This is a genomic window from Flavobacterium humi, from assembly GCF_004745595.1.
Taxonomy (GTDB): Bacteria; Bacteroidota; Bacteroidia; order Flavobacteriales; family Flavobacteriaceae; genus Flavobacterium; species Flavobacterium humi.
In genome coordinates, this window is record NZ_SRLH01000007.1 from 4,769 (window position 1) to 26,712 (window position 21,944).

At 42.2% G+C, this 21,944-nt stretch carries 17 protein-coding genes; 9 read left to right on the forward strand and 8 right to left on the reverse strand.

All coding sequences use genetic code 11. The annotated features are described in order from the left end of the window. Positions 1-3,106, forward strand: a 3,106-nt coding sequence (locus E4635_RS12535; RefSeq protein WP_169630265.1) for an HYR domain-containing protein, incomplete at its 5' end; no start/stop codon positions are given. Between the two features lie 51 nt (positions 3,107-3,157). On the opposite strand, the gene E4635_RS12540 is transcribed toward E4635_RS12535, so the two are convergent. From E4635_RS12540 to gldJ, 3 genes are all read right to left on the reverse strand, one after another. Further along, positions 3,158-3,796 carry an endonuclease III domain-containing protein gene (locus E4635_RS12540; protein ID WP_135527050.1) on the reverse strand — a complete coding sequence of 213 codons (639 nt, stop codon included), beginning with the start codon at positions 3,794-3,796 and terminating at the stop codon, positions 3,158-3,160. 57 nt (positions 3,797-3,853) lie between these two features. After that, entirely contained in the window at positions 3,854-5,137 is a 1,284-nt protein-coding gene (locus E4635_RS12545; protein ID WP_135527245.1) for a UDP-N-acetylmuramoyl-tripeptide--D-alanyl-D-alanine ligase, read from the reverse strand. 65 nt (positions 5,138-5,202) lie between these two features. Then, positions 5,203-6,936 carry a gliding motility lipoprotein GldJ gene (gene gldJ, locus E4635_RS12550; RefSeq protein WP_135527051.1) on the reverse strand — a complete coding sequence of 578 codons (1,734 nt, stop codon included), beginning with the start codon at positions 6,934-6,936 and terminating at the stop codon, positions 5,203-5,205. Positions 6,937-7,137: 201 nt separating this feature from the next. Here gldJ and porU point away from each other — a divergent pair, with 201 nt between their 5' ends. From porU to E4635_RS12580, 6 genes are all read left to right on the forward strand, one after another. Then, positions 7,138-10,974: a type IX secretion system sortase PorU gene (gene porU / locus E4635_RS12555; RefSeq protein ID WP_135527052.1), complete on the forward strand. Its 3,837-nt coding sequence runs from the start codon at positions 7,138-7,140 to the stop codon at positions 10,972-10,974. Between the two features lie 38 nt (positions 10,975-11,012). Then, positions 11,013-12,185, forward strand: a complete 1,173-nt coding sequence (gene porV, locus E4635_RS12560; protein ID WP_135527053.1) for a type IX secretion system outer membrane channel protein PorV — start codon at positions 11,013-11,015, stop codon at positions 12,183-12,185. A 71-nt stretch (positions 12,186-12,256) separates the two neighbouring features. Beyond that, positions 12,257-12,739 (forward strand): cytidine deaminase, encoded by a 483-nt coding sequence (gene cdd / locus E4635_RS12565; RefSeq protein WP_135527054.1) that lies wholly within the window; start codon positions 12,257-12,259, stop codon positions 12,737-12,739. A gap of 220 nt (positions 12,740-12,959) precedes the next feature. Further along, positions 12,960-13,958: a pyruvate dehydrogenase (acetyl-transferring) E1 component subunit alpha gene (pdhA, locus tag E4635_RS12570; RefSeq protein WP_135527055.1), complete on the forward strand. Its 999-nt coding sequence runs from the start codon at positions 12,960-12,962 to the stop codon at positions 13,956-13,958. A 5-nt stretch (positions 13,959-13,963) separates the two neighbouring features. Beyond that, positions 13,964-15,601, forward strand: a complete 1,638-nt coding sequence (locus tag E4635_RS12575) for a pyruvate dehydrogenase complex dihydrolipoamide acetyltransferase (RefSeq protein ID WP_135527056.1) — start codon at positions 13,964-13,966, stop codon at positions 15,599-15,601. An 82-nt stretch (positions 15,602-15,683) separates the two neighbouring features. Continuing rightward, positions 15,684-16,361 (forward strand): SDR family NAD(P)-dependent oxidoreductase, encoded by a 678-nt coding sequence (locus E4635_RS12580; RefSeq protein ID WP_135527057.1) that lies wholly within the window; start codon positions 15,684-15,686, stop codon positions 16,359-16,361. Here E4635_RS12580 and E4635_RS12585 read toward each other — a convergent pair. Continuing rightward, entirely contained in the window at positions 16,358-17,056 is a 699-nt protein-coding gene (locus tag E4635_RS12585; RefSeq protein WP_135527058.1) for a VanW family protein, read from the reverse strand. The two genes, E4635_RS12580 and E4635_RS12585, sit on opposite strands and share 4 nt — an antisense overlap. Next, entirely contained in the window at positions 17,053-17,727 is a 675-nt protein-coding gene (locus E4635_RS12590) for a class I SAM-dependent methyltransferase (protein ID WP_135527059.1), read from the reverse strand. The genes E4635_RS12585 and E4635_RS12590 overlap by 4 nt, the downstream gene beginning before the upstream one ends. A gap of 47 nt (positions 17,728-17,774) precedes the next feature. On the opposite strand from E4635_RS12590, the gene E4635_RS12595 reads away from it, so the two are divergent. Together E4635_RS12595 and E4635_RS12600 are read left to right on the forward strand one after the other, a co-directional pair. Beyond that, the gene (locus tag E4635_RS12595; protein ID WP_135527060.1) at positions 17,775-18,374 is read left to right on the forward strand and encodes a SprT-like domain-containing protein; all 600 of its coding nucleotides are present in this window, start codon (positions 17,775-17,777) and stop codon (positions 18,372-18,374) included. 11 nt (positions 18,375-18,385) lie between these two features. Continuing rightward, on the forward strand, positions 18,386-19,447 hold the full coding sequence (locus E4635_RS12600; protein ID WP_135527061.1) for a mannose-1-phosphate guanylyltransferase: 1,062 nt from the start codon (positions 18,386-18,388) through the stop codon (positions 19,445-19,447). On the opposite strand, the gene E4635_RS12605 is transcribed toward E4635_RS12600, so the two are convergent. The 3 genes from E4635_RS12605 to E4635_RS12615 form a co-directional block, all read right to left on the reverse strand. Beyond that, complete coding sequence (locus E4635_RS12605) at positions 19,444-20,211, reverse strand: ABC transporter ATP-binding protein (protein WP_135527062.1); 768 nt, start codon at positions 20,209-20,211, stop codon at positions 19,444-19,446. The genes E4635_RS12600 and E4635_RS12605 overlap by 4 nt on opposite strands. Before the next feature lie 3 nt (positions 20,212-20,214). Next, on the reverse strand, positions 20,215-20,964 hold the full coding sequence (locus tag E4635_RS12610) for an MlaE family ABC transporter permease (protein ID WP_135527063.1): 750 nt from the start codon (positions 20,962-20,964) through the stop codon (positions 20,215-20,217). A 72-nt stretch (positions 20,965-21,036) separates the two neighbouring features. Further along, positions 21,037-21,888 carry a glycosyltransferase gene (locus tag E4635_RS12615; protein ID WP_135527246.1) on the reverse strand — a complete coding sequence of 284 codons (852 nt, stop codon included), beginning with the start codon at positions 21,886-21,888 and terminating at the stop codon, positions 21,037-21,039. Positions 21,889-21,944: the final 56 nt, after the last annotated feature.

Below are 21,944 nucleotides of genomic sequence, written 5' to 3' on the forward strand. Positions count from 1 at the left end.
CGCTCCGGTTATTGTTGACAAACCGGATTACACTTTAGAAGGTTGTAACCCGGATTGGCCAGCGGTTGTTTCCACCACTTACACCGACAATTGTGATGCTTCAGGCAGTATCGATGGTGTAGCGGGAGATGTTCAAACCAGCCAGGACGGTTGTACGCAATTCCGTGATTACACGTTCAATAAAACAGATAGTTGTTTGAACAATGCGGCACCACAAGTGACTAGAGTAAGCAGACATTACGATGTTACCGCTCCGGTTATTGTTGACAAACCGGATTACACCTTAGAAGGTTGTAACCCGGATTGGCCGGCGGTTGTTTCTACCACTTACACCGACAATTGTGATGCTTCAGGTATTATCGATGGTGTAGCGGGAGATGTTCAAACCAGCCAGGACGGTTGTACGCAATATCGTGATTACACGTTCAATAAAACGGATAGTTGTTTGAACAATGCGGCACCACAAGTGACTAGAGTAAGCAGACATTACGATGTTACCGCACCGGTTATTGTTGACAAACCTGATTACACCTTAGAAGGTTGTAATCCAGATTGGCCAGCGGTTGTTTCTACCACGTACACTGACAATTGTGATGCTTCAGGCAGCATTGATGGTGTGGCAGGAGATGTTCAAACCAGCCAAGACGGTTGTACGCAATACCGTGATTACACGTTCAATAAAACCGATAGTTGTTTGAATAATGCAGCACCACAGGTAACTAGGGTGAGCAGACATTACGATGTAACGGCTCCGGTTATTGTTGACAAACCTGATTACACCTTGGAAGGCTGTAATCCGGATTGGCCAGCGGTTGTTTCTACCACTTACACTGACAATTGTGATGCTTCAGGCAGCATCGATGGTGTAGCGGGAGATGTTCAAACCAGCCAAGACGGTTGTACTCAATACCGCGATTACACGTTCAATAAAACGGATAGTTGTTTGAACAATGCGGCACCACAGGTGACCCGAGTAAGCAGACATTACGATGTTACCGCTCCGGTTATTGTTGACAAACCGGATTATACTTTAGAAGGTTGTAACCCAGATTGGCCAGCGGTTGTTTCTACCACCTACACTGACAATTGTGATGCTTCAGGCAGTATCGATGGTGTAGCGGGAGATGTTCAAACCAGCCAGGACGGTTGTACACAATTCCGTGATTACACGTTCAATAAAACCGATAGTTGTTTGAACAATGCGGCACCACAGGTGACTAGAGTGAGCAGACATTACGATGTTACCGCTCCGGTTATTGTTGACAAACCTGATTACACTTTAGAAGGTTGTAACCCGGATTGGCCAGCGGTTGTTTCCACCACTTACACCGACAATTGTGATGCCTCAGGCAGTATTGATGGTGTAGCGGGAGATGTTCAAACCAGCCAAGACGGCTGTACACAATTCCGTGATTACACGTTCAATAAAACGGATAGTTGTTTGAACAATGCGGCACCACAGGTAACCCGAGTAAGCAGACATTACGATGTTACCGCTCCGGTTATTGTTGACAAACCGGATTATACTTTAGAAGGATGTAACCCTGATTGGCCAGCGGTTGTTTCCACCACTTACACCGACAATTGTGATGCTTCAGGCAGTATCGATGGTGTAGCGGGAGATGTTCAAACCAGTCAAGATGGCTGTACACAATACCGTGATTACACGTTCAATAAAACAGATAGTTGTTTGAACAATGCGGCACCACAAGTGACTAGAGTAAGCAGACATTATGATGTAACGGCTCCGGTTATTGTTGACAAACCGGATTACACTTTAGAAGGTTGTAACCCGGATTGGCCAGCGGTTGTTTCCACCACTTACACCGACAATTGTGATGCTTCAGGCAGTATCGATGGTGTAGCGGGAGATGTTCAAACCAGCCAGGACGGTTGTACACAATTCCGGGATTATACGTTCAATAAAACCGATAGTTGTTTGAACAACGCGGCACCACAAGTGACTAGAGTAAGCAGACATTGGGATAAAACAGCACCGATTATCGCTTGTCCTTCCAATGTTGATACTACAAATTGTGAACCATTACCACCATTTGTAATTCCAACTGCCACTGACAATTGTGAAGGAAATGTAACGGTCGTAGCTGTTCGTTCCGATGATCAGCCGCTCAACGCGCCATTCCCTGTTGGTCAAGTGATAACTGTTACGTATACAGCCACCGATGCTTGTAATAATAATGCCTCTTGTAGTTTTACAGTATTGGTAAGAGACTGTGTAAGAGGTCATATTTACCCAACACAAACGACTTGTTGTAACTATAACACAGGAACTGCCAGTCAATTGCAACAAGTATGTACCAAAGTTGTTGCGAAAAGCAAATTGGTGACCAATGCGATACCAGGTGTGTTCTTCTACTATTCTTATGTAACTGCTCCTGCGGCTAATTTCACACTTGAAGTGAGACAAACGAATGACGGCGACTTAAACAAACTGTTTACAGTTCAAAATGTTCAGAATATCCGTTTCTTCACTAAAGATTGTGACAATAACATTCCATTTGTAGCCAGTACATTTGGTAGTGGAACCCAGGCAAGATATGTCATAAGCGGAGCTATTCCGGGAGTAACTTATATTGTGTCTGTTAAATACGATGTGAAAGCCTTGCGAGACGCTGTTTACTCAGGTGCCGATTTGGTTAGTACCTATACTTTTGCCAGTTATACCAAAGTTGGCGCCGGGCAATTCGTCCTTGCTGACGGTACGACAGGTACTATAGATGCTGTTTCAGGATGTAAAGACGATACGCCTCTACCAGGAGATTGTCAACTTCCTTCTACTCAGCATCCGGTAGCGGAAACCTCAGATACACCATCTGTTTTTGATCCGGCGGCATTTACTGTATTCCCTGTTCCTTTTAAAGATGTCATCAATATCAGATATCAATTTGATTACAAAACAAATGTAACAATCCAGATTTTTGACATTAGAGGTTCATTGTTGCAAACAGTAGATGATAATAATGCTTACCTTGACAAAGAAGTTTCCATCACCCCGAGATTCAATATGGGTGAAGGACAGTTGTTCTTTGTTAAAATAATTACGAATAAAGGAGTTTCTACTCAAAAAATTGTTTCTCAAAACTGATAGGATAGCCTGTCAATAATGGAAAGGCCGATGCAATTGTATCGGCCTTTTTTAGTTTACAGTATTTTTGAAATAGTCACAACAATAATTTACAGGGCATTCGTTGCACTTCGGATTTGTAGGCCTGCAGATTTCCCTTCCCAAGAAAGAAATGGCCATTCCGATTTCTCCCCAAATAGTTTGGGGTAATGCCTGCATAAGTTGTTTTTCGACTTTATTGCCGTCTTTGGATTCCGTAACGATCCCAATTCTTGGAGCAACCCTGATAACATGTAAATCAGCAATGATGCCTTGGGCAGGAGAGCCCGCTTCCCGCATGATGACATTTGCAGATTTTCTTCCGATGCCTTTTAAAGCGGTTAACTCTTCCATGGTGACCGGTATATTGCTGTCTTTTTTTAAGGTTTGGGCAATTTCGATGAGCCATGATGCTTTAGTCCCGAAATTCCTGACTTTGCTGATATGGGAAATCAAGGCTTCGGTATTGGATACGGAAAGGCTTTCCATGGTAGGATATACTTCAAATAACGAAGGGGCAATTTTATTGATGTTTGCATCGGAATCCTGAGCCGATAAAACGACCATTACCAATAACTGATATAAGTTATGGTACTCCAGGGGATGCTTTTTTCCTTTATATTTCGACAAAAGAGGCTTCAGGTCCTCACTCCAGTGATTTGTTGATACCATAAGAATTGTATTTGTATAAAGTTATAAAAAAATCCAGCGAAAAGCCGGATTTGAATATTAAATGATGTCCAAAGTTCTTTCTAAGGCCATGCCTCGTGAACCTTTAATCAGGATTGCTTTATTTTGGGGTTTTGTGTTTTTGAAAACTTCCGCAAATTCTTCAAAGGTTTTGTAGAAATGGATATGGTCGCTGCTGATTTTATTGGCATAAAAATCCTTCCCGACAAAAATAGTTTTGATGCCGATTTCATTGCGTAACAATTCGACTATTTTCTGATGCTCTGCTATGCTTTCCGTTCCAAGTTCAAACATATCTCCTAAAATCGCAATCTTGCCTTCTGCGTCAATTTGGATGAAATTCGCAATAGCGGCCGACATGCTGCTCGGATTGGCATTATAAGCATCCAAAATGATGTCATTGGAGTTTTTCTTCATTAACTGCGAACGGTTGTTGGAAGGAATGTAATTTTCAATTGCGTTTTTGATCTCCGCATCGCTAACATTGAAATACTTGCCGATAGCAATGGCTGCATTGATGTTGTTGGCATTGTAAATTCCTATCAGGTGCGATTGTATTGTTTGATTATTGAATTGGATCTTGACCATCGGATTGGCAGAAGCCGATTCAATGCGTACATTTCCTCCTTCGCTTAATGTGAAAGAAAAATGGTTGATACCTTTGCTTTTTTCTAGCTGTATGGGATCGTCCAGATTGATAAAGGCAGTTTTCGCGTTTTCCCTCAAATAGGCATACAACTCACTTTTGCCTTTTATGACTCCTTCTATACCGCCAAAACCTTCCAGGTGGGCTTTTCCGAAATTAGTTACATAACCGAAATCCGGTTCGGCAATAGAACATAATAATTCTATTTCTTTCTGATGGTTGGCGCCCATTTCAACAATCCCGATATCTGTATCTTCATTGAAAGAGAGCAATGTTAAAGGGACCCCGATATGATTATTTAAGTTGCCGATGGTAGCTTTTGTGTTGTATTTTTCCGAAAGGACCGTATTGATAAGTTCTTTTGTTGTGGTTTTTCCGTTACTGCCGGTCAGGGCAATGATCGGTAATCCCAATTGTTGCCTGTGATGCCTGGCCAGTTCCTGCAGTGCTGTTAGGCTGTCCGGAACCAGGATCATCTTATCCTCATCGGTAAAGTATTGTTTGTTGTCTATGATTACAAACGCGGCGCCTTTGTTTAAAGCTTCCTGGGCAAATGTATTGGCATCAAAATTATCGCCTTTGAGTGCTACAAAAAGGGAGTTGGGTTCGATTTTACGAGTGTCTGTCGATACGGAATCACATTGTAAAAAACATTGGTATAGCTCTTCGATTTTCATCATACGAAAGTAATAAAAAAATAAAAGCCCTAAAAATAGGGCTTTTATATATTTTTCAAAAAAGATTAGTTTCTTGCTTTTTTCTTGAAGTCAGCTTTAGGACCAACTCTTGACATGGCACATCTGAATCCGATGTAGTCAGTTGCGATATCTTGCTGGCAGTATCTTCTTTGAGCAGGATCCAACCAGTAAGCTCTGTCTCTCCAAGAACCTCCTTTGTATACTCTTACGTCATCACCAATAAGTGTTGTTCTTTTTGGAGACTTATCGAATTTTCTATCCAAAGAACCTAAAGTATCTTTTGAAACTTTGTGGATAGGAGAGTCGTACATTCTTTTCTTGTCGCTTAATTTTGCGTCACCTTCTTCAGATCCTCCGAAATCATAGAAACGTGTAGATTGTTTTTCACCATCTCTGTAGTTGATCTCATTACTCTTGTCGAAGTTTTGTCTTAAGTATGTTTCGTTTTCGTCTACAGGAACCTGAGCAATTTGTCCAGGAACGTCTCTAGCGATGATTTTACCATTACTTAAAGTATCGTATTTGATGTTTTCAGAAGTTACGAATTCAATTTTACCTTCTTTGTCGATTTTGTTTTTTGTATAAACGTTACCACGGAAGTAGTTGAAATCATTTGCTTCATCATCTACGATAGGTCTGTAAACGTCTTGAACCCATTCGGCAACGTTACCTGCCATATCATATAATCCGAAATCATTTGGTTGGTATGATTTTACAGCTGCAGTAATATCTGCGTTATCATCAGACCATCCTGCAATTCCGCCGTAATCACCTTTTCCTTGTTTGAAGTTAGCCAATTGATCTCCTCTTGAAGTTCTTTTTCCTGAACGGGTATAAGGGCCTTTCCAAGGGTATTTTTTCTGACCTCTGTAAATGTTGTATTCTCTGTTTCCTACATCAGCAGCTGATGCATATTCCCATTCTGCTTCGGTTGGAAGTCTGTATTCAGGAAGAAGGATTCCAGATGTTTTTTGTGCGTATACGTTTTTAGGACCGTCAGTTCCTGCGTCTGCAGTTGCTGCTGCGTCATCGCCTTCAGCTTTTTTAGCTTTTTTGGCTTTACCTTTAGAACGGCCGGATTTTTGAAGGATGATTTCCTCGTTTCCACCAAATGAAGTAGAAGGAGAAGCTAAATAAGCTTCCGTATCGAAAGTATTTTGAGCATCAACGTCAACAACTTTCGCGCCTTTTTTCATATAACCTTGTCTTTCAAGGATAGATTCGTTCACACGGTTTGTTCTCCATTTTGCAAATTCAGTAGCCTGGATCCAGTTAACACCTACTACAGGATATTGTGAGTAAGCAGGGTGTCTCAAATAGTTGTTGGTCATAGTTTCGTTATAACCTAATCTATTTCTCCATACTAATGTATCAGGAAGAGCCCCTTCATATATATGTTTGTAGTTTTCGTCAGAAGGAGGGAAAACTCTTTTTAACCAATCCAGGTACTCCATGTACATGATGTTAGTTACTTCCGTTTCATCCATATAAAAGGATTGAACGTGTTGTTGGGTTGGCGTGTTGTTCCAATCGTGCATTGGATCATCCTGTACTTTACCCATTGTAAACGTACCACCTTCAACTAATACTAAACCAGGAGCAGTTTCTTGTTTTGTAAAATTTGAGTTGTACTGGAAACCTCCATTAGGGTCGTTGATCTTCCATCCGGTGGCAGATGAAGTGTTTCTTGAACTTGACTTTTTACTACAACTAGTAAAACCGAATAGTACTATTAATGAAAAGAGCACTCTTACAGTCATAATTTTGTTTACTTTCATACTTTCAGTAGGTAATTATTTTGTGGCGCAATATAATAATTAACCATTAAACTGCAACACCTTTTTTACAAATATTTAAAAAAATCTTAAAATTTAGTTTTTTGTTGATATTACTTAACGTATTATGCGTTTTTATATTGTATAAAATATTTATTTTTACTCGCTAAAATAAAACGATGCCTAGGGGCGTTATCTTCTTATATGAGAAAAACTGTCATAATACTATTACTATTTGTCATACAGGTTTCATTCGCTCAGGAAAATAATCAAGTGGTTATTAATTGGTCTGATGATGGATATAGTATAACTGAAAACGTTAAGGTCAACGTGCCGTATTTCAAATCGGATACCTATATATATAATGAAGAAAAAAAGACGGTTCTTTTCACCAAAAAAATAAAAGTCAATTCGTTTGTTGATGGTGAAACGCTCAAGATCTCAAATGTCGTGTTTGAAACCATCGGCAGGGAAAAATTAGGCAACCTCGATGTTTCCTCCATCCCTGCAAGCCTCAAGGCAACATTGGAAAACTCGCAGGCCAGGGATGTCAATTACGGAGTGCTGGCTTTTTCTCCTATTATAAAGGAAGGCGGCCTTTTCAAAAGAGTGAAATCCTTAAGTTATTCTTTTGCCCTGAGCAACACCGATAAAAACATCAGGATAGCCTATACTGTAAATGCTATAGAAAATTCCGTACTGAAAACCGGCAACTGGCGCAGGTTCTATGTTGAAAAATCAGGAGTATATAAAATTACAAAATCGTTCCTTTCGGAGTTGGGCATTGATGTGAATGCTGATCCGAGGACCATAAAGGTTTACGGGAACGGAGGAAGGATGATTCCCCTTACGAATTCAGTCCCGTATCCGAATGACCTGGCTGAAAATGCCATTTATTTCAATGGTGAGCAAGACGGTGTTTTCAATGACGCAGATTACATCCTGTTTTATGCCGAAGGAGTGGACAATTGGAACAAGGATAGTGAGACCCATTTAAATTTGTATGCCGACAGGTCTTATTATTATGTCACGGCTTCGGGTGCAAATGGTAAAAGGATAACGCCAATTGCAGAATCCCCGCAAGCACCGGATATTGTATTTACCGATTATGACGAATACCAGTTCCATGAAGTTGATAAAATCAATATTGTCCGTTTGGGCCGCAAATGGTTCGGCGAGCAATTTAACATAGAAAGCGATCAGAGTTTTTCATTTTCATTCCCTAATATGGACGTTTCAAAACCGGTTACGGTAAGAGTCCAGGCTGCTGCAGCTGCAGTTGTGGCTACATCGTTTAGGGTGAAAGTGAATACGCAAAATTTAGGGGATATCAATTTTCCGGCCATCAATAGCGACGGTCCTGTGTATGCTTTCGAAAATACCCTGGTGGCTCCGCTTACAACTGCCAGTACTACTATTCCGGTTTCCTTGAGTTATAATGATAATGGTGTTCCGAGTGCTATGGGATACTTAGATTATATCAGTTTGCAAGCCAAAAGTTTTTTAAAAGGATACGGGAAGCAATTCCGTTTTGCGGAAGATGCCGTAGCGAATTCAATAGGAACATGTGAATATAGTTTTTCGAATGCGACAGCAATCAGCCAGGTTTGGGACATTACCGATATTTACAACGTAACGGGGAAAGCAAACAATGGGCAGGCTCAATTTTCATTCAAGGCACTCATGGGAGAAGCCAGGAAATATATTGCAATTGATAATGCGGATATTTACACGCCTCAAAAAGATTCCAACGCATTTGTGGGCAACCAGGATTTGAAAGGGACTATTTTTCAGAACAGCCAAGGAGTATTCCAGAATGTGGATTATATTATTGTAACACCCGCGAACTTAAAATCACAAGCAGACAGACTGGCCGATTTCCATAGGTCTTATTCCGCACTGAATGTAAAAGTCGTGACGCTCGAGAATCTATATGTGGAATTTTCATCCGGGAAGCAAGATATCGGAGCTATCAGGAATTTTGTTAAATATGTTTATGAGAACGCCTCAACGCCTGGCCAAAGAATCAAGTACCTGTGTCTTTTCGGAGATGCCTCTTTCGATTTTAAAGACAGGATTCCGAATAACACAAACATTGTCCCTATTTACCAGTCCCTTTATAGTTTTTCGGTAGGGTCTTCCTTTATTTCCGATGATTATTTCGGGCTTATGGATCCAAGCGAAGGGAATATGCTCAGTTACCAGGGATTGGATGTAGCCGTCGGAAGGATACTGGCTTCCAGCCTGGCACAGGCAGAGCAATTGGTTACGAAAGTTATTGATTACCACAACGAAAAATCCTTCGGGAGATGGCGTAACAATTTAGTAATGATTTCCGATGATGTCGATAAAGTCAGTGACGCTTCGTTACAGCAGGATCTGGATGATATCGCCAATACGATTACCGCCCAGAAACCGTTTTTAAATGTGAAGAAAATATACGCCGACGCTTATGTGCAGGAAACCACTTCCGGCGGGCAGAAGTATCCGAAAGTAAGGGAGGAATTCGTCAATTCTTTCGGGCAGGGTGCCTTGGTGTTCGATTATTTCGGACATGGAGGAGAAGATGGTCTTTCTGCGGAGCGTATTTTTGAGAAAAGCGATGCTATCAATTTAAGCAACAGGTACAAATATCCTTTGTTTGTGACGGTTACCTGCGAATTTACCCGTTTCGATAACCCGTACAGGCCAACTGCCGGCGAATATGTTTATTGGAATCCTGCGGGAGGGGCTGTTTCTATGGTTACTACAACAAGGCAGATTGGGCAGTCTACCGGTTCGATTTTTAATTCGAACCTGGCGTCCAACCTGTTTTCATACGGATCCAATAATTATGTGCCCGTATCGGAGGCAGTCAGGCTGACCAAAGTGGCTTCGGCAAGCACGGGTAACAATGTGGTGTTTTATATTGGCGACCCAGCTTTGAAATTAGCAATCCCAAAACCGAAAATTATCTTAACCAAAATCAATAACGTTCCGGTTTCCCAACCTGTAGACACACTCGAAGCGCTTAGTTTCGTAAAACTTTCCGGAGAAGTGGTCGATGAGTTCAATAATCCGTTGCCTACTTATAATGGAGAATTGGCCATTAATGTGTATGATAAGGAAATAAACAGGACGACTTTGGGCAACGACGGGATTATTATTGGCGGCGTGGTCGATAAAATGAATTTCACGACCATGGGAGAAACTATTTTCAGAGGGAACGCTTCGGTAGCCAATGGACAGTTCGAATTCGGATTTGTTGTCCCGCGCGATATTAAAATCCCTGTCGGAAACGGGAAAGTAAGTTTTTATGCCAAAAACAACCTTGCCTTGCAAGACCAAACGGGTTACGATGTGTCTATAAAAGTAGGAGGCCTCAATGAAAATGCAGTAGCGGACAATATTGGCCCGAAAGTAAGGATTTACATGAATGACGAGTCGTTCGTGTCGGGCGGCATTACAAATCAATCACCGCTGTTTCTGGCTTTCCTGGAAGATGCCAACGGAATCAATACCGCGAGTGGGATAGGGCATGATATTATAGCGTACCTTGACGGAGACGAGACCAAACCTTATGTCCTGAATGATTTTTACGAAACGGAGCTGAACGATTATACCAAAGGAAAACTGAAATTCCCGTTCCGGAACCTGGCACTGGGATTGCACACCCTTACTTTTAAGGCATGGGATGTCTACAATAACCTGGTTACTGCCGAACTGCAGTTTATAGTGGTGGGCGATGAAACCTTGACCCTGACTAATGTGTTGAATTATCCAAACCCTTTTGTAAACCATACCGAATTCTGGTTTACGCACAACAAGCCTTTTGAGCCTCTGGAAGTACAGGTGCAGGTGCTTACCGTTACCGGGAAAGTAGTCTGGACAAAGAACCAGATGGTAACCACAGACGGCTTTTTGTCAAGGGATATTACATGGGACGGCCGCGATGATTTTGGGGACAAAATAGGGAAAGGAGTTTATATTTATAAATTGACCGTGAGGTCGACACTCTCAAATAAAAAGACTGAAAAGTTTGAGAAATTAGTGATACTTTAATAAAAGATATATATTTGTTGAATACTTTATAAAATTATATGAAAAAAATAGCTTTTATACTTGCCGGATTTTTATTCGTTCTTACTGTTTCTGCTCAAAATGAAAGGCCAATCACTACTGGGGTGCCCTTTCTCTTGATTACTGCCGATGCCCGGGCTGCCGGTATGGGAGATAATGGAGTAGCCACTTCGGCTGATGCTTTTTCGCAGCAATTCAACCCGGCAAAATATGCTTTCGCCCTTAAAAAACAAGGATTTACGGTGAGTTACACCCCGTATTTGACGGATCTTGTCAATGATATTTCGTTAGGACAGGTTACGTATTATAACAGAATGAACGAAAGATCTGCTTTCGCTACCAGCTTGCGTTATTTCAGTTTGGGTGAAATCCAGCTGACTGATGCCGGCGGAATAGACCAAGGGATTGTTAAGCCGAATGAGCTGGCACTTGATTTGTCTTACTCGCTGCATTTGAGTGATAAATTTGCTATGGCGGTTGCCGGAAGGTATATCCGTTCCAATTTGAAAATAGCATCTGCCAACAATGATGCTTCTGCTGCCAATAGTTTTGCTGTTGACGTTGCCGGATTCTTTCAGTCGGAAGAAATGGCGTTTACCGATTTTAACGGCCGGTACCGTTTAGGGTTCAACTTCCAGAACATGGGGCCTAAAATATCGTATGATGCAGATGTGGAAAGAAGTTCCAATTTCCTTCCTTCGAACCTGAAATTAGGAGGAGGTTTTGATTTTATCTTTGATGATTACAATAAAATAGGACTGAACCTGGAGTTTAACAAATTATTGGTGCCAACGCCGAAAAAAGTAATCGATACCAACGGTAACGGCTTCATTGACGGAAACGAATCACAGGCTGCTGCCGATGAATACAACAGTGTAGGATGGGCTTCGGGGATTTTCAAATCTTTCGGTGATGCTCCGGACGGTTTTAGCGAAGAGCTGAAAGAAGTTACGTACGGAATTGGCGCAGAATACTGGTACCAGGATTCGTTCGCGTTGAGGACCGGTTACTTTAATGAAAGCAAGGATAAAGGAGCACGGAAATTTGCGACGCTTGGTGCAGGTTTCAAATATACAACCATCACATTAGATGTTTCGTACCTTTTTTCCATCTCAAAAGTGAAAAACCCGTTGGAAAATACCCTGCGTTTTTCTTTAACGTTTAACTTTGGCGACGATTACGATCAATATTAAGAGTAACACATTATTCAATATACAATCCAAATTTCTCAATTGAAATTTGGATTTTTTTTCCCTTATAAAGCATGAAAGAAGTAAATATCAATACACAGCTTTTCGTTTTTGAATCGCTTGAAGAACTTACGCCCGAGGTACAAAATCTAATGCAAAAAGCTATCGAGGTGCGGAAAAAAGCCTATGCACCCTATTCTAAATTCCGTGTTGGTGCAGCTTTGCTTCTGGATAACGGGGAAGTGGTTTTGGGATCTAACCAGGAAAATGCCGCCTATCCTTCGGGCCTTTGTGCCGAAAGAGTTGCCATATTTTATGCCGGAGCGAATTTCCCGGACGCAAAAATCGTCAAGATTGCCATTTCGGCCACTTCAGACCTTAACCCGAATACCACACCAATACCGCCCTGTGGAGCATGCCGTCAATCTATCGCGGAATATGAATTCAAACAGGAGCTGCCTATCGAAATGTTTTTCATGGGAGAATCGGGAGCAATTTACAAATCGGAATCGCTTAAAAATTTATTGCCTTTTACTTTTGATAAGAACTTCTTATAAAATTCTTAAAAAGTACGGTTTAAATTTTAGTTCTAACTTTGAAAGTCTTATTTTTGCTTTCGCAAATTTGTGTGAAGCAAATATTGAGTATCAAGCCCAATGATTGCCCACGCAAAACTTTAAGAATAAGGAAGTCCTGCGCAATGCACTCTGGAAACGGCTCTTAAAACAGTCCTTCCGTTGCAATGCCGTGACTGGTGAAATAAAACAAAAATAACTCATGAAAGAAGTTACAAAAGAAGTTTACTTAAAGTGGTATGAAGACATGCTGCTTTGGAGAAAGTTTGAAGACAAACTAGCGGCACTTTATATCCAACAGAAAGTAAGGGGATTTCTTCACTTATACAACGGTCAGGAGGCTGTTTTGGCTGGAGCACTCCACGCTATGGACCTGACAAAAGATAAAATGATCACCGCTTACCGTAACCACGTACAGCCGATCGGGATGGGTGTTGACCCTAAAGCGGTCATGGCTGAACTTTTAGGTAAAGTGACAGGAACTTCAAAAGGTATGGGAGGTTCTATGCATATCTTCTCGAAAGAAAAAGGGTTTTATGGCGGCCACGGTATCGTAGGAGCTCAAATTCCTGTGGGAGCCGGTATTGCATTTGCCGATAAATATTTTAATACAGGTGGTGTAACGCTTACTTATTTCGGGGATGGAGCTGCAAGGCAAGGTTCGCTGCATGAAGCGTTCAACATGGCCATGCTGTGGAAATTGCCGGTTGTTTTTATTGTGGAAAACAATGGTTATGCCATGGGTACTTCCGTAGAAAGAACAGCAAACCATACCGATATATGGAAATTAGGTTTAGGATATGAAATGCCTTGCGGGCCGGTAGACGGAATGAACCCGGTTAAAGTGGCTGAAGCAATGGCTGAAGCAATTGACAGGGCACGCCGTGGCGACGGACCGACTTTCCTTGAAATGAAAACATACCGCTACAGAGGGCATTCTATGTCTGATGCGCAATTATACAGAACAAAAGAAGAAGTTGAAGAGTACAAAAAGATAGACCCGATCACTCAGGTCCTGGATGTAATCAAAGAGAAAAAATACGCTACCGACCAAGAAATCGAAGCGATCGATGAAAAGGTAAAGGATTTAGTGGAAGAGTGCGCGACATTCGCAGACGAATCCCCTTTCCCGGAAGTACAGCAATTGTACGATGTCGTGTACGAACAAGAAAATTATCCATTCATTCCTCATAAACTATAATCAATATGGCAACAGTAATCACAATGCCCCGTTTGAGCGATACTATGACGGAAGGAACGGTAGCCACCTGGCTTAAAAAAGTTGGGGATACCATTAAGGAAGGAGATATCCTTGCTGAAATCGAAACCGATAAAGCGACGATGGAATTTGAATCGTTCAATTCCGGTACCCTTTTGCATATTGGCATTCCGGAAGGCGAATCGGCTCCGGTCGATGCACTTCTGGCCATTATCGGGAAAGAAGGAGAAGATATTTCGGCTCTTTTGAATGGTGGAACTCCGGCTCCAAAAGCTGAAGTTGCCCAGGAAACTGCACCGGCTTCTGAAACAAAAACCGAAGCTCCAGCGCAAAAAACGACTACGGAACTTCCTGCAGGCGTTAAAATAGTTACCATGCCACGTCTGAGCGATACGATGACTGACGGAACGGTAGCCACCTGGCTGAAAAAAGTCGGGGATATTATTAAGGAAGGAGATATCCTTGCCGAGATAGAAACGGACAAAGCAACAATGGAGTTCGAGTCTTTTAATGCCGGAACTCTTTTGTATATAGGAATCAATGAAGGTGAATCTGCTCCGGTAGACAGCATTTTGGCTATTATCGGGCCAGCGGGAACCGATGTTTCAGGCGTAATCTCCGGATTTAAATCAGGAGCTCAAACTACTGAGGCACCTGCTGCCGAAAAACCGGCTGAAACTACAGTTCCGGTAGCTGCTAGTGTACAAGAATCGAATACCGCTACTTCAGGAAGGGTTTTCGCTTCGCCATTGGCAAAAAAAATAGCCCAGGACAAAGGAATCAATTTGTCCCAGGTAAAAGGTTCCGGTGAGAACGGACGTATTGTAAAAAGCGATGTGGAAGGATTTACACCACAAACCGCTGCTGCGCCTCAAGCCACAACAACCGCACCGGCAACTCAGGCTGCTGCTCCGGCAGTTAGGCCATTTGTTCCGGCAGGAGAGAAATTCTCGGAAGAGATCAAGAATTCTCAAATGCGTAAAACCATTGCCAAACGTTTGTCCGAATCTATATTTACGGCTCCTCATTTCTACCTGACCATCGAAATTACGATGGATGAAGCGATGAAATCAAGAGCGACCATCAATACTATCCCGGATACAAAAGTATCTTTTAACGATATGGTAGTCAAAGCATGTGCCATGGCCCTTAAAAAACACCCTCAGGTGAATTCCCAATGGAGAGAGGATGCCATGATCATCAATCATCACATCAATATCGGTGTGGCGGTAGCTGTGGAAGACGGCTTGGTGGTTCCGGTATTGAACTTTGCCGATCAGATGAGCCTTACCCAAATTGGGGCAAGTGTAAAAGACCTGGCCGGAAAAGCGAAAAGCAAAAAATTGACACCGGCGGAAATGGAAGGCAGTACTTTTACGGTTTCCAACCTTGGAATGTTCGGTATTACTGAATTTACCTCGATCATCAACCAACCGAATTCCGCTATTTTATCAGTGGGTGCCATTGTTGAAAAACCAGTGGTAAAAAATGGCCAGATTGTGGTAGGAAATACCATGAAAGTGACCTTGGCCTGCGATCACAGAACGGTAGACGGAGCAACAGGAGCGCAATTCCTGCAAACCTTAAAGCAATTTGTAGAAAACCCGGTGACCATGCTTGCGTAATGGCCTATCGGTTTCAAAATATAAAATCTCATCCGGAATTTCCTGATGGGATTTTTTTTATTCCAGTTAAAATATCAATAGCATGAAAAACATCATCATTACAGGGACATCCCGTGGAATCGGTTACGAGCTGGCGTTGCAGTTTGCCCAAGCTGGGCATGCCGTTCTGGCCATTTCAAGGAAAATACCACAAGCACTCCTGGAAAACACCAATATCACATGCCTTTCGGTAGATTTGTCCCATGAAGCGGATTTGTCCAAAGTAAGCGATTTCCTTTCCCAAACCTGGAAAAAAGTCGATATCATCATTCATAATGCCGGTTCGTTGCTGTTGAAGCCTTTCGGAGAGATTTCCGCTGCCGAATTCGAGGATGTTTATAAAGTGAATGTTTTTGGAGTCGCCAACCTGACCCGCATCTGTATCCCGTTTTTGGTAAAAGGAAGCCATGTGGTTACCATCAGTTCAATGGGTGGTATTCAGGGAAGTATGAAATTTGCCGGGCTTTCGGCATACAGTTCCAGCAAAGGAGCGGTTATTACACTATCAGAATTGTTAGCAGAGGAATACAAAGAAAAAGGGATTTCGTTTAATGTTTTAGCGCTTGGGGCCGTTCAGACGGAAATGCTCAAGGAGGCTTTCCCGGGTTATGAAGCTCCAATCCTGCCACGTGAAATGGCCGATTACATCTTTAATTTCGCCTTGACCGGAAATACGTATTTTAACGGGAAAGTGCTGCAGGTTTCCTCGACGACACCTTAACGCACTTTTTTATAAACAGATAAGCAATACGGTTTGCCATTTTTGGTAGTGGAAACTTCAACGGTACCGTTGGTATGATTCCTGATAAAATCGAGTTGGCTCTCTTCGATTTTTTCCGGGCTCCACAAATGGCAGCTGATGTTGTCTTTTTCAAAAGTAAAAGAAAACCGGATGGGGAAAGGAAAGGTGTTTCTGATCCTTAAATCCTTGTAACCATACACTACCGTAGCATCAGCTCCTAAGGGCGTGAAGCGTTCTTCTTCCCGGTAGATGTCTAAAGAATGGTTGAAGCGCTCGGTAATTTCAAGGTTTGCTTTTACGGCAGTGATGTAAATAATGCTGGAAAGCTGGCACAATCCGCCGCCAATTTCTTCGGAAAGCACGCCATTTACAATATTCCTGCCTTTCCTGAAATGGTTTTTTTCGGTAGGCTCGCCTACGGTTTTCCAAAAAGAGAACAACTGGTTTGGCTGTATGGCCACGGTTTCGATTTTTTGGGAAGCAATGGCAAGGTTGTGCCGTTTGTTTTCAAAAAAAGAACCTTTTTTGATTTCCTGTTCTGTCGAAACAGTATTCTTCAAGTCAAGTTGCCCATCGCTTTTTGTAGCAAATTGCACGTTCCTGTCCGAGAGGAACCGTTTGAAGAGCCGGATCTTTAGCCTGGCCTTTTGGGGAATCAATAATTTCAGCCTCATTTTTTCTCTAATTCTATAATAATATAAGACGCGTATTCTTTGAGGAAAGACCTGCAAAGCAAATTGTCGATTGCCATAAAAAAGCCTCTGGCGAAATGCGGCAAGCGGTGGATCGGTACAAAAAGGATCCCGCTGAATTGCTTTAGGTTCCAGTGGGAAGCAGTCATCTGCTGTATTTCTTCTATGGAAAAAGAATTGGTAGCATGCCAGTTTCCGGGAGCATGCTGGCGGTTTGGCCTTCTTTTTTTGGAAGGGAAATCAAAGATCAGCCGGCCTTTGGCATTCAGTTTTTTATGTGATTCTTTAAGGAAATCTTCCGTAATTTCTTTGTTTAAATGCATGATAACGTGCATCGAAAAGATAACATCGAAAAATCCGTCCTCAAAAGGAATATGGGTAAGAGAACCTTCTTTTATCTCTTTTTCCGGGAATTTGCCTTTGGCTACAGCCACCATATTAGGGCTAAGGTCCACACCAAAGCCAGCCAGATCCAAAAAACGCCCGGTTCCGCAGCCCAAATCCAAAACCCTGTCAGATGAACCTGGCGATAGGAATGAATTGAAAAGCAAACGCTCCTGGTAATCAATGTATTTTCCGTAGGAATTGTCAAAACGGTTGGAATCGTAAGTGTCGGCCAAATCGTTGTAATATTGTTTTATTTCTGGATTCATCGAATAAATATATAGCATTTCTGCCAAAAATAGATAAATTTGTAAAAATGACTGAAGTACTATCTAAATATCTCCCTGAGTATTCTGTACAACCGTGTTTTGAATTGATCAAGACGCATCATGTGCATCTTAAGATCGTGAATGAACGGCTTACACGCCACGGGGATTATCGGAAGGACGCGCAGGGATTTCATCTGATTACGGTAAATGCGAGCCTGAACAAGTATCGTTTTTTAATGACCCTGATCCATGAAATCGCACATTTGGTCGCTTTTGAAAAATACGGGCGGAATATAAAGCCCCATGGAGACGAATGGAAACTGACCTTCCAGCGGATGATGGTTCCCTTTATAAGGCCGGAAATTTTCCCAAGCCAACTCCTTCCTTTATTGGCGAGGCATTTCAGGAACCCGAAAGCCAGCAGTGATACGGACGCAACACTATCGCTTGCCTTAAAACAGTTTGACCCTTTAAACGATAAAAATTATATCTTTGAAATTCCTTACGGAAGCACCTTTAGGATACACAATGGCAAGATTTTTAAAAAAGTAGCGTTGCGATTAAAGAGGTACGAATGCCTGGAAATCAGTTCGGGCCGGATTTACCTGTTTAACCCGAATGCGGAAGTCGAGCTATTGCCAAATTAGAATTAGATACCATGAATAAAAATTATTACGCAATATTAATGGCCGGAGGGGTTGGTTCCCGATTTTGGCCGGTGAGTACAACCGATTTTCCCAAACAGTTCCACGATATGTTAGGGACGGGAGAAACATTGATACAAAAGACTTTCAGCCGTTTGTCACAGCTTATCCCTAAGGAAAATATACTGATCCTTACCAACGAAAGCTATAACGACATTATTTTAGAGCAGTTGCCACAGGTAAAACAGGACCAGATTATTTTGGAGCCGGCCATGCGCAATACCGCGCCATGCATTTTGTATGCTTCCTTGAAAATCAAGAAACAAAACCCGGAAGCGGTAATGGTGGTAGCCCCGAGCGATCACTGGATTGAAGACGAAGTACAGTTTGTGTCGAACCTTCAGAATGCGTTCAATTTCTGTGAAATGCAGGACACTTTAATGACATTGGGTATTTTGCCAACCTTCCCGAATACCGGTTACGGCTATATCGAATTTGACAAATTGGATTCCAGGCCTATAAAAAAAGTGGTGCAGTTCCGTGAAAAACCGGACTATGCTACCGCACGTAAATTTGTGCAAAGCCGGAATTACCTTTGGAATGCCGGGATTTTTATCTGGAGCGTGCAATCCATACTCAAGGCATTTGAAAAATACCAGCCGGAAATGTATGCTCAATTCATGAATGGTTACGATGCGTATAACACGCCATCGGAGAAAGAATACATCAGGGAGAATTACCCAAATGCCGAGAACATTTCCATTGACTATGCCGTGATGGAAAATGCCCAGAACGTATACGTGCAGCCGGCAACCTTCGATTGGAACGACTTGGGGACTTGGGGTTCCCTTTATGATAAATTACCGAAAGACGAACAGGAAAACGCCGTCGTGAATGCTTCGGTTTTCCTGGAGAATGCTTCCAATAACATCATCAGGACCGAAGGCAAAAAACTGGTGGTTATTGACGGTCTGAAGGATTTCATCGTTGTAGATAAAAACGATGTGCTGCTCATTTACCCGAAAAGCAAAGAACAGGATATCAAAGCGGTTGTTGCCAAGTTGAAGAAGGATTAATTCCCTTCTTTCAGGACGGCTTCCCGGACTTTTTTAAATAATTCAGAAGAATAGACAAAATCGGTAACGGCTTCGTTATCGGTTTTGAAAATCTGGGTTTTGTCTCCTTCCCATTCCTTCAATCCGTTTTTCAAAAAGACGATTTTGTCCCCGATTTCCATTACGGAGTTCATGTCATGTGTATTGATCACGGTAGTGATGTTGTATTCGGAAGTGATTTCCTGGATCAGGTTGTCTATGACTATCGCCGTTTTGGGATCCAATCCGGAGTTGGGTTCGTCGCAAAACAAATACTTTGGGTTGTTTACGATGGCGCGGGCAATGGCGACACGTTTCTGCATCCCTCCCGAGATTTCGGAAGGTTTCTTTTTATGGGCATCAATAAGTTTGACCCTGTCAATGACAAAATCTACCCTTTCCTTAATCTGTTTTTGGGTTTTGGACGTAAACATTTTTAGCGGGAAACCGATATTCTCTTCAACGGTCATCGAATCAAACAGGGCGCTTCCCTGGAAAACCATGCCTATTTCAGTACGCAATTCCCTTTTTTCATCGGCATTCAAATCAGAATAAATCCGGCCGTCAAACGAGATCGTCCCGCTGTCCGGAGTATGGATGCCCAATAATGATTTCAGGAAAACCGTTTTCCCCGAACCGCTCTGCCCGATAATCAGGTTTGTTTTCCCGGTGTCAAGAACAGTGGAAACTCCTTTAAGAACCATTTGGTCGCCAAATGATTTTTTGATGTTTTTTACTTCTATCATGGTCTATTTCGTTAAAAGGAGTTGTGTTAGTATGTAATTCACCAAAATAATGACCACCGAGGTCCAAACAAAGGCCACCGTACTGGCTTTTCCCACTTCGAGCGCACCACCTTTCATGTAATAGCCGTGAAAGGAAGGTATCGTCGCTAAAATCAAAGCGAAAACAAACGTTTTAATAAAGGCATACGCAATGTGGAACGGTATGAATTCTACCTGCAATCCGTTGACAAATTCATCTGCGGAAGCGAAACCACCGTAAACGGCCGCCATCCATCCGCCAAGGATTCCCAGGAACATACTGATCCCGATGACAAAAGGATATAACAATAAAGCAATCAATTTTGGGAAAACCAAATAGTTCAGAGAATTTACACCCATTACTTCAAGGGCATCGATTTGTTCGGTAACACGCATGGTTCCAATGCTTGAAGTGATAAAAGAACCCATTTTCCCTGCCATGATAATGGAGATGAAAGTAGGGGCGAATTCCAAAATCACTGACTGCCTGGTGGCAAATCCGATGAGATATTTCGGGATTAGCGGATTCGTTAAATTCAGGGCTGTCTGGATGGAAACCACCCCGCCCACGAAAAACGAAATGAAGGCTACGATCCCTAGTGAATCTATAATCAGGTCATCAACTTCTTTAAAGATCAGGCTTCGCATGACAGACCATTTGGTTGGCTTCTTAAAAATCTCTTTCAGCATTAAAAAATACCTTCCTATCTGCGATAAATATCGGACTAACATCATTGGATTAAAAATATTAGCGAAAATACAAATAAGTTTACAGTTAAAAGAATTTGTAAGAAACAAATACTCAAATCAGCCCATCAGCTTCTCTTTCATCTTCTTCCATCGGTATTTCCGGATGAATTCAGCTTGTTGGCCAGTCACCAGGAGCGGTTTTTTTTCGGACTTCGCCTTCCAGAATCCTTTGATGTAATCTATAAATAAAAGCGGTTTGCCTTTTCGCATGGCCAGCTTTAAAGAAGCTACTGCCGTAATGAAAAAGCCATAACCCAAAGTGTAGAAAGCTTCGCCTTGCTTGTAACGGGAAGCTTTGTTATAATTCGCTCCGGTTGGTTTGAGGTGTTTTACCTTCAGGGTTTGGTCGGTCAGAACTTTCCAGTGGTAAAATTTACACAGGAGTTCGTCTACCGTGTCCCAGCCCATTGCCGGTTTCAATCCGCCAATCTGCTCGAAACAGGCTTTCCTGTAAGCCTTGAAAGCTCCGCGGATGTGGTCTTTGTCGGTCAGGTTTTCCAGGATCCAATCCCCGTTTTTTTCAATATAGGCAAATCCGCCGGCCATGCCTGTTTCCGGATCATTTTCAAAATGCCCGATGATGGTTTCGAAATAATTTTCGGGGAAAATCAGGTCCGCGTCTGCTTTTACGATGATATCATAATGATTGTCAAGAGTTTCCAGTCCTTTGTGGAAAGCCTGTATTACCTTGCTTCCAGGCAAATGCACCGCTTCCGAGGTTTTATTTACCAGGGAAACCCACGGGTATTTTTCGGCGAAAGCCAATACGATCGCTTCAGTGCCATCTGTAGAATTATCATTGACAACAACCGCTTTTCCCGGCAAAATGGTCTGGTTGGCCAAAGATTCAAGCGTTAAGGCAATGAATTTTTCTTCGTTGTGAGCAGGAATTATGATATAATAGTTCATCGTTTCTAATAAGTTGTACAAACGTACATAAAATTTCAATATCAAAAATTTTGCGT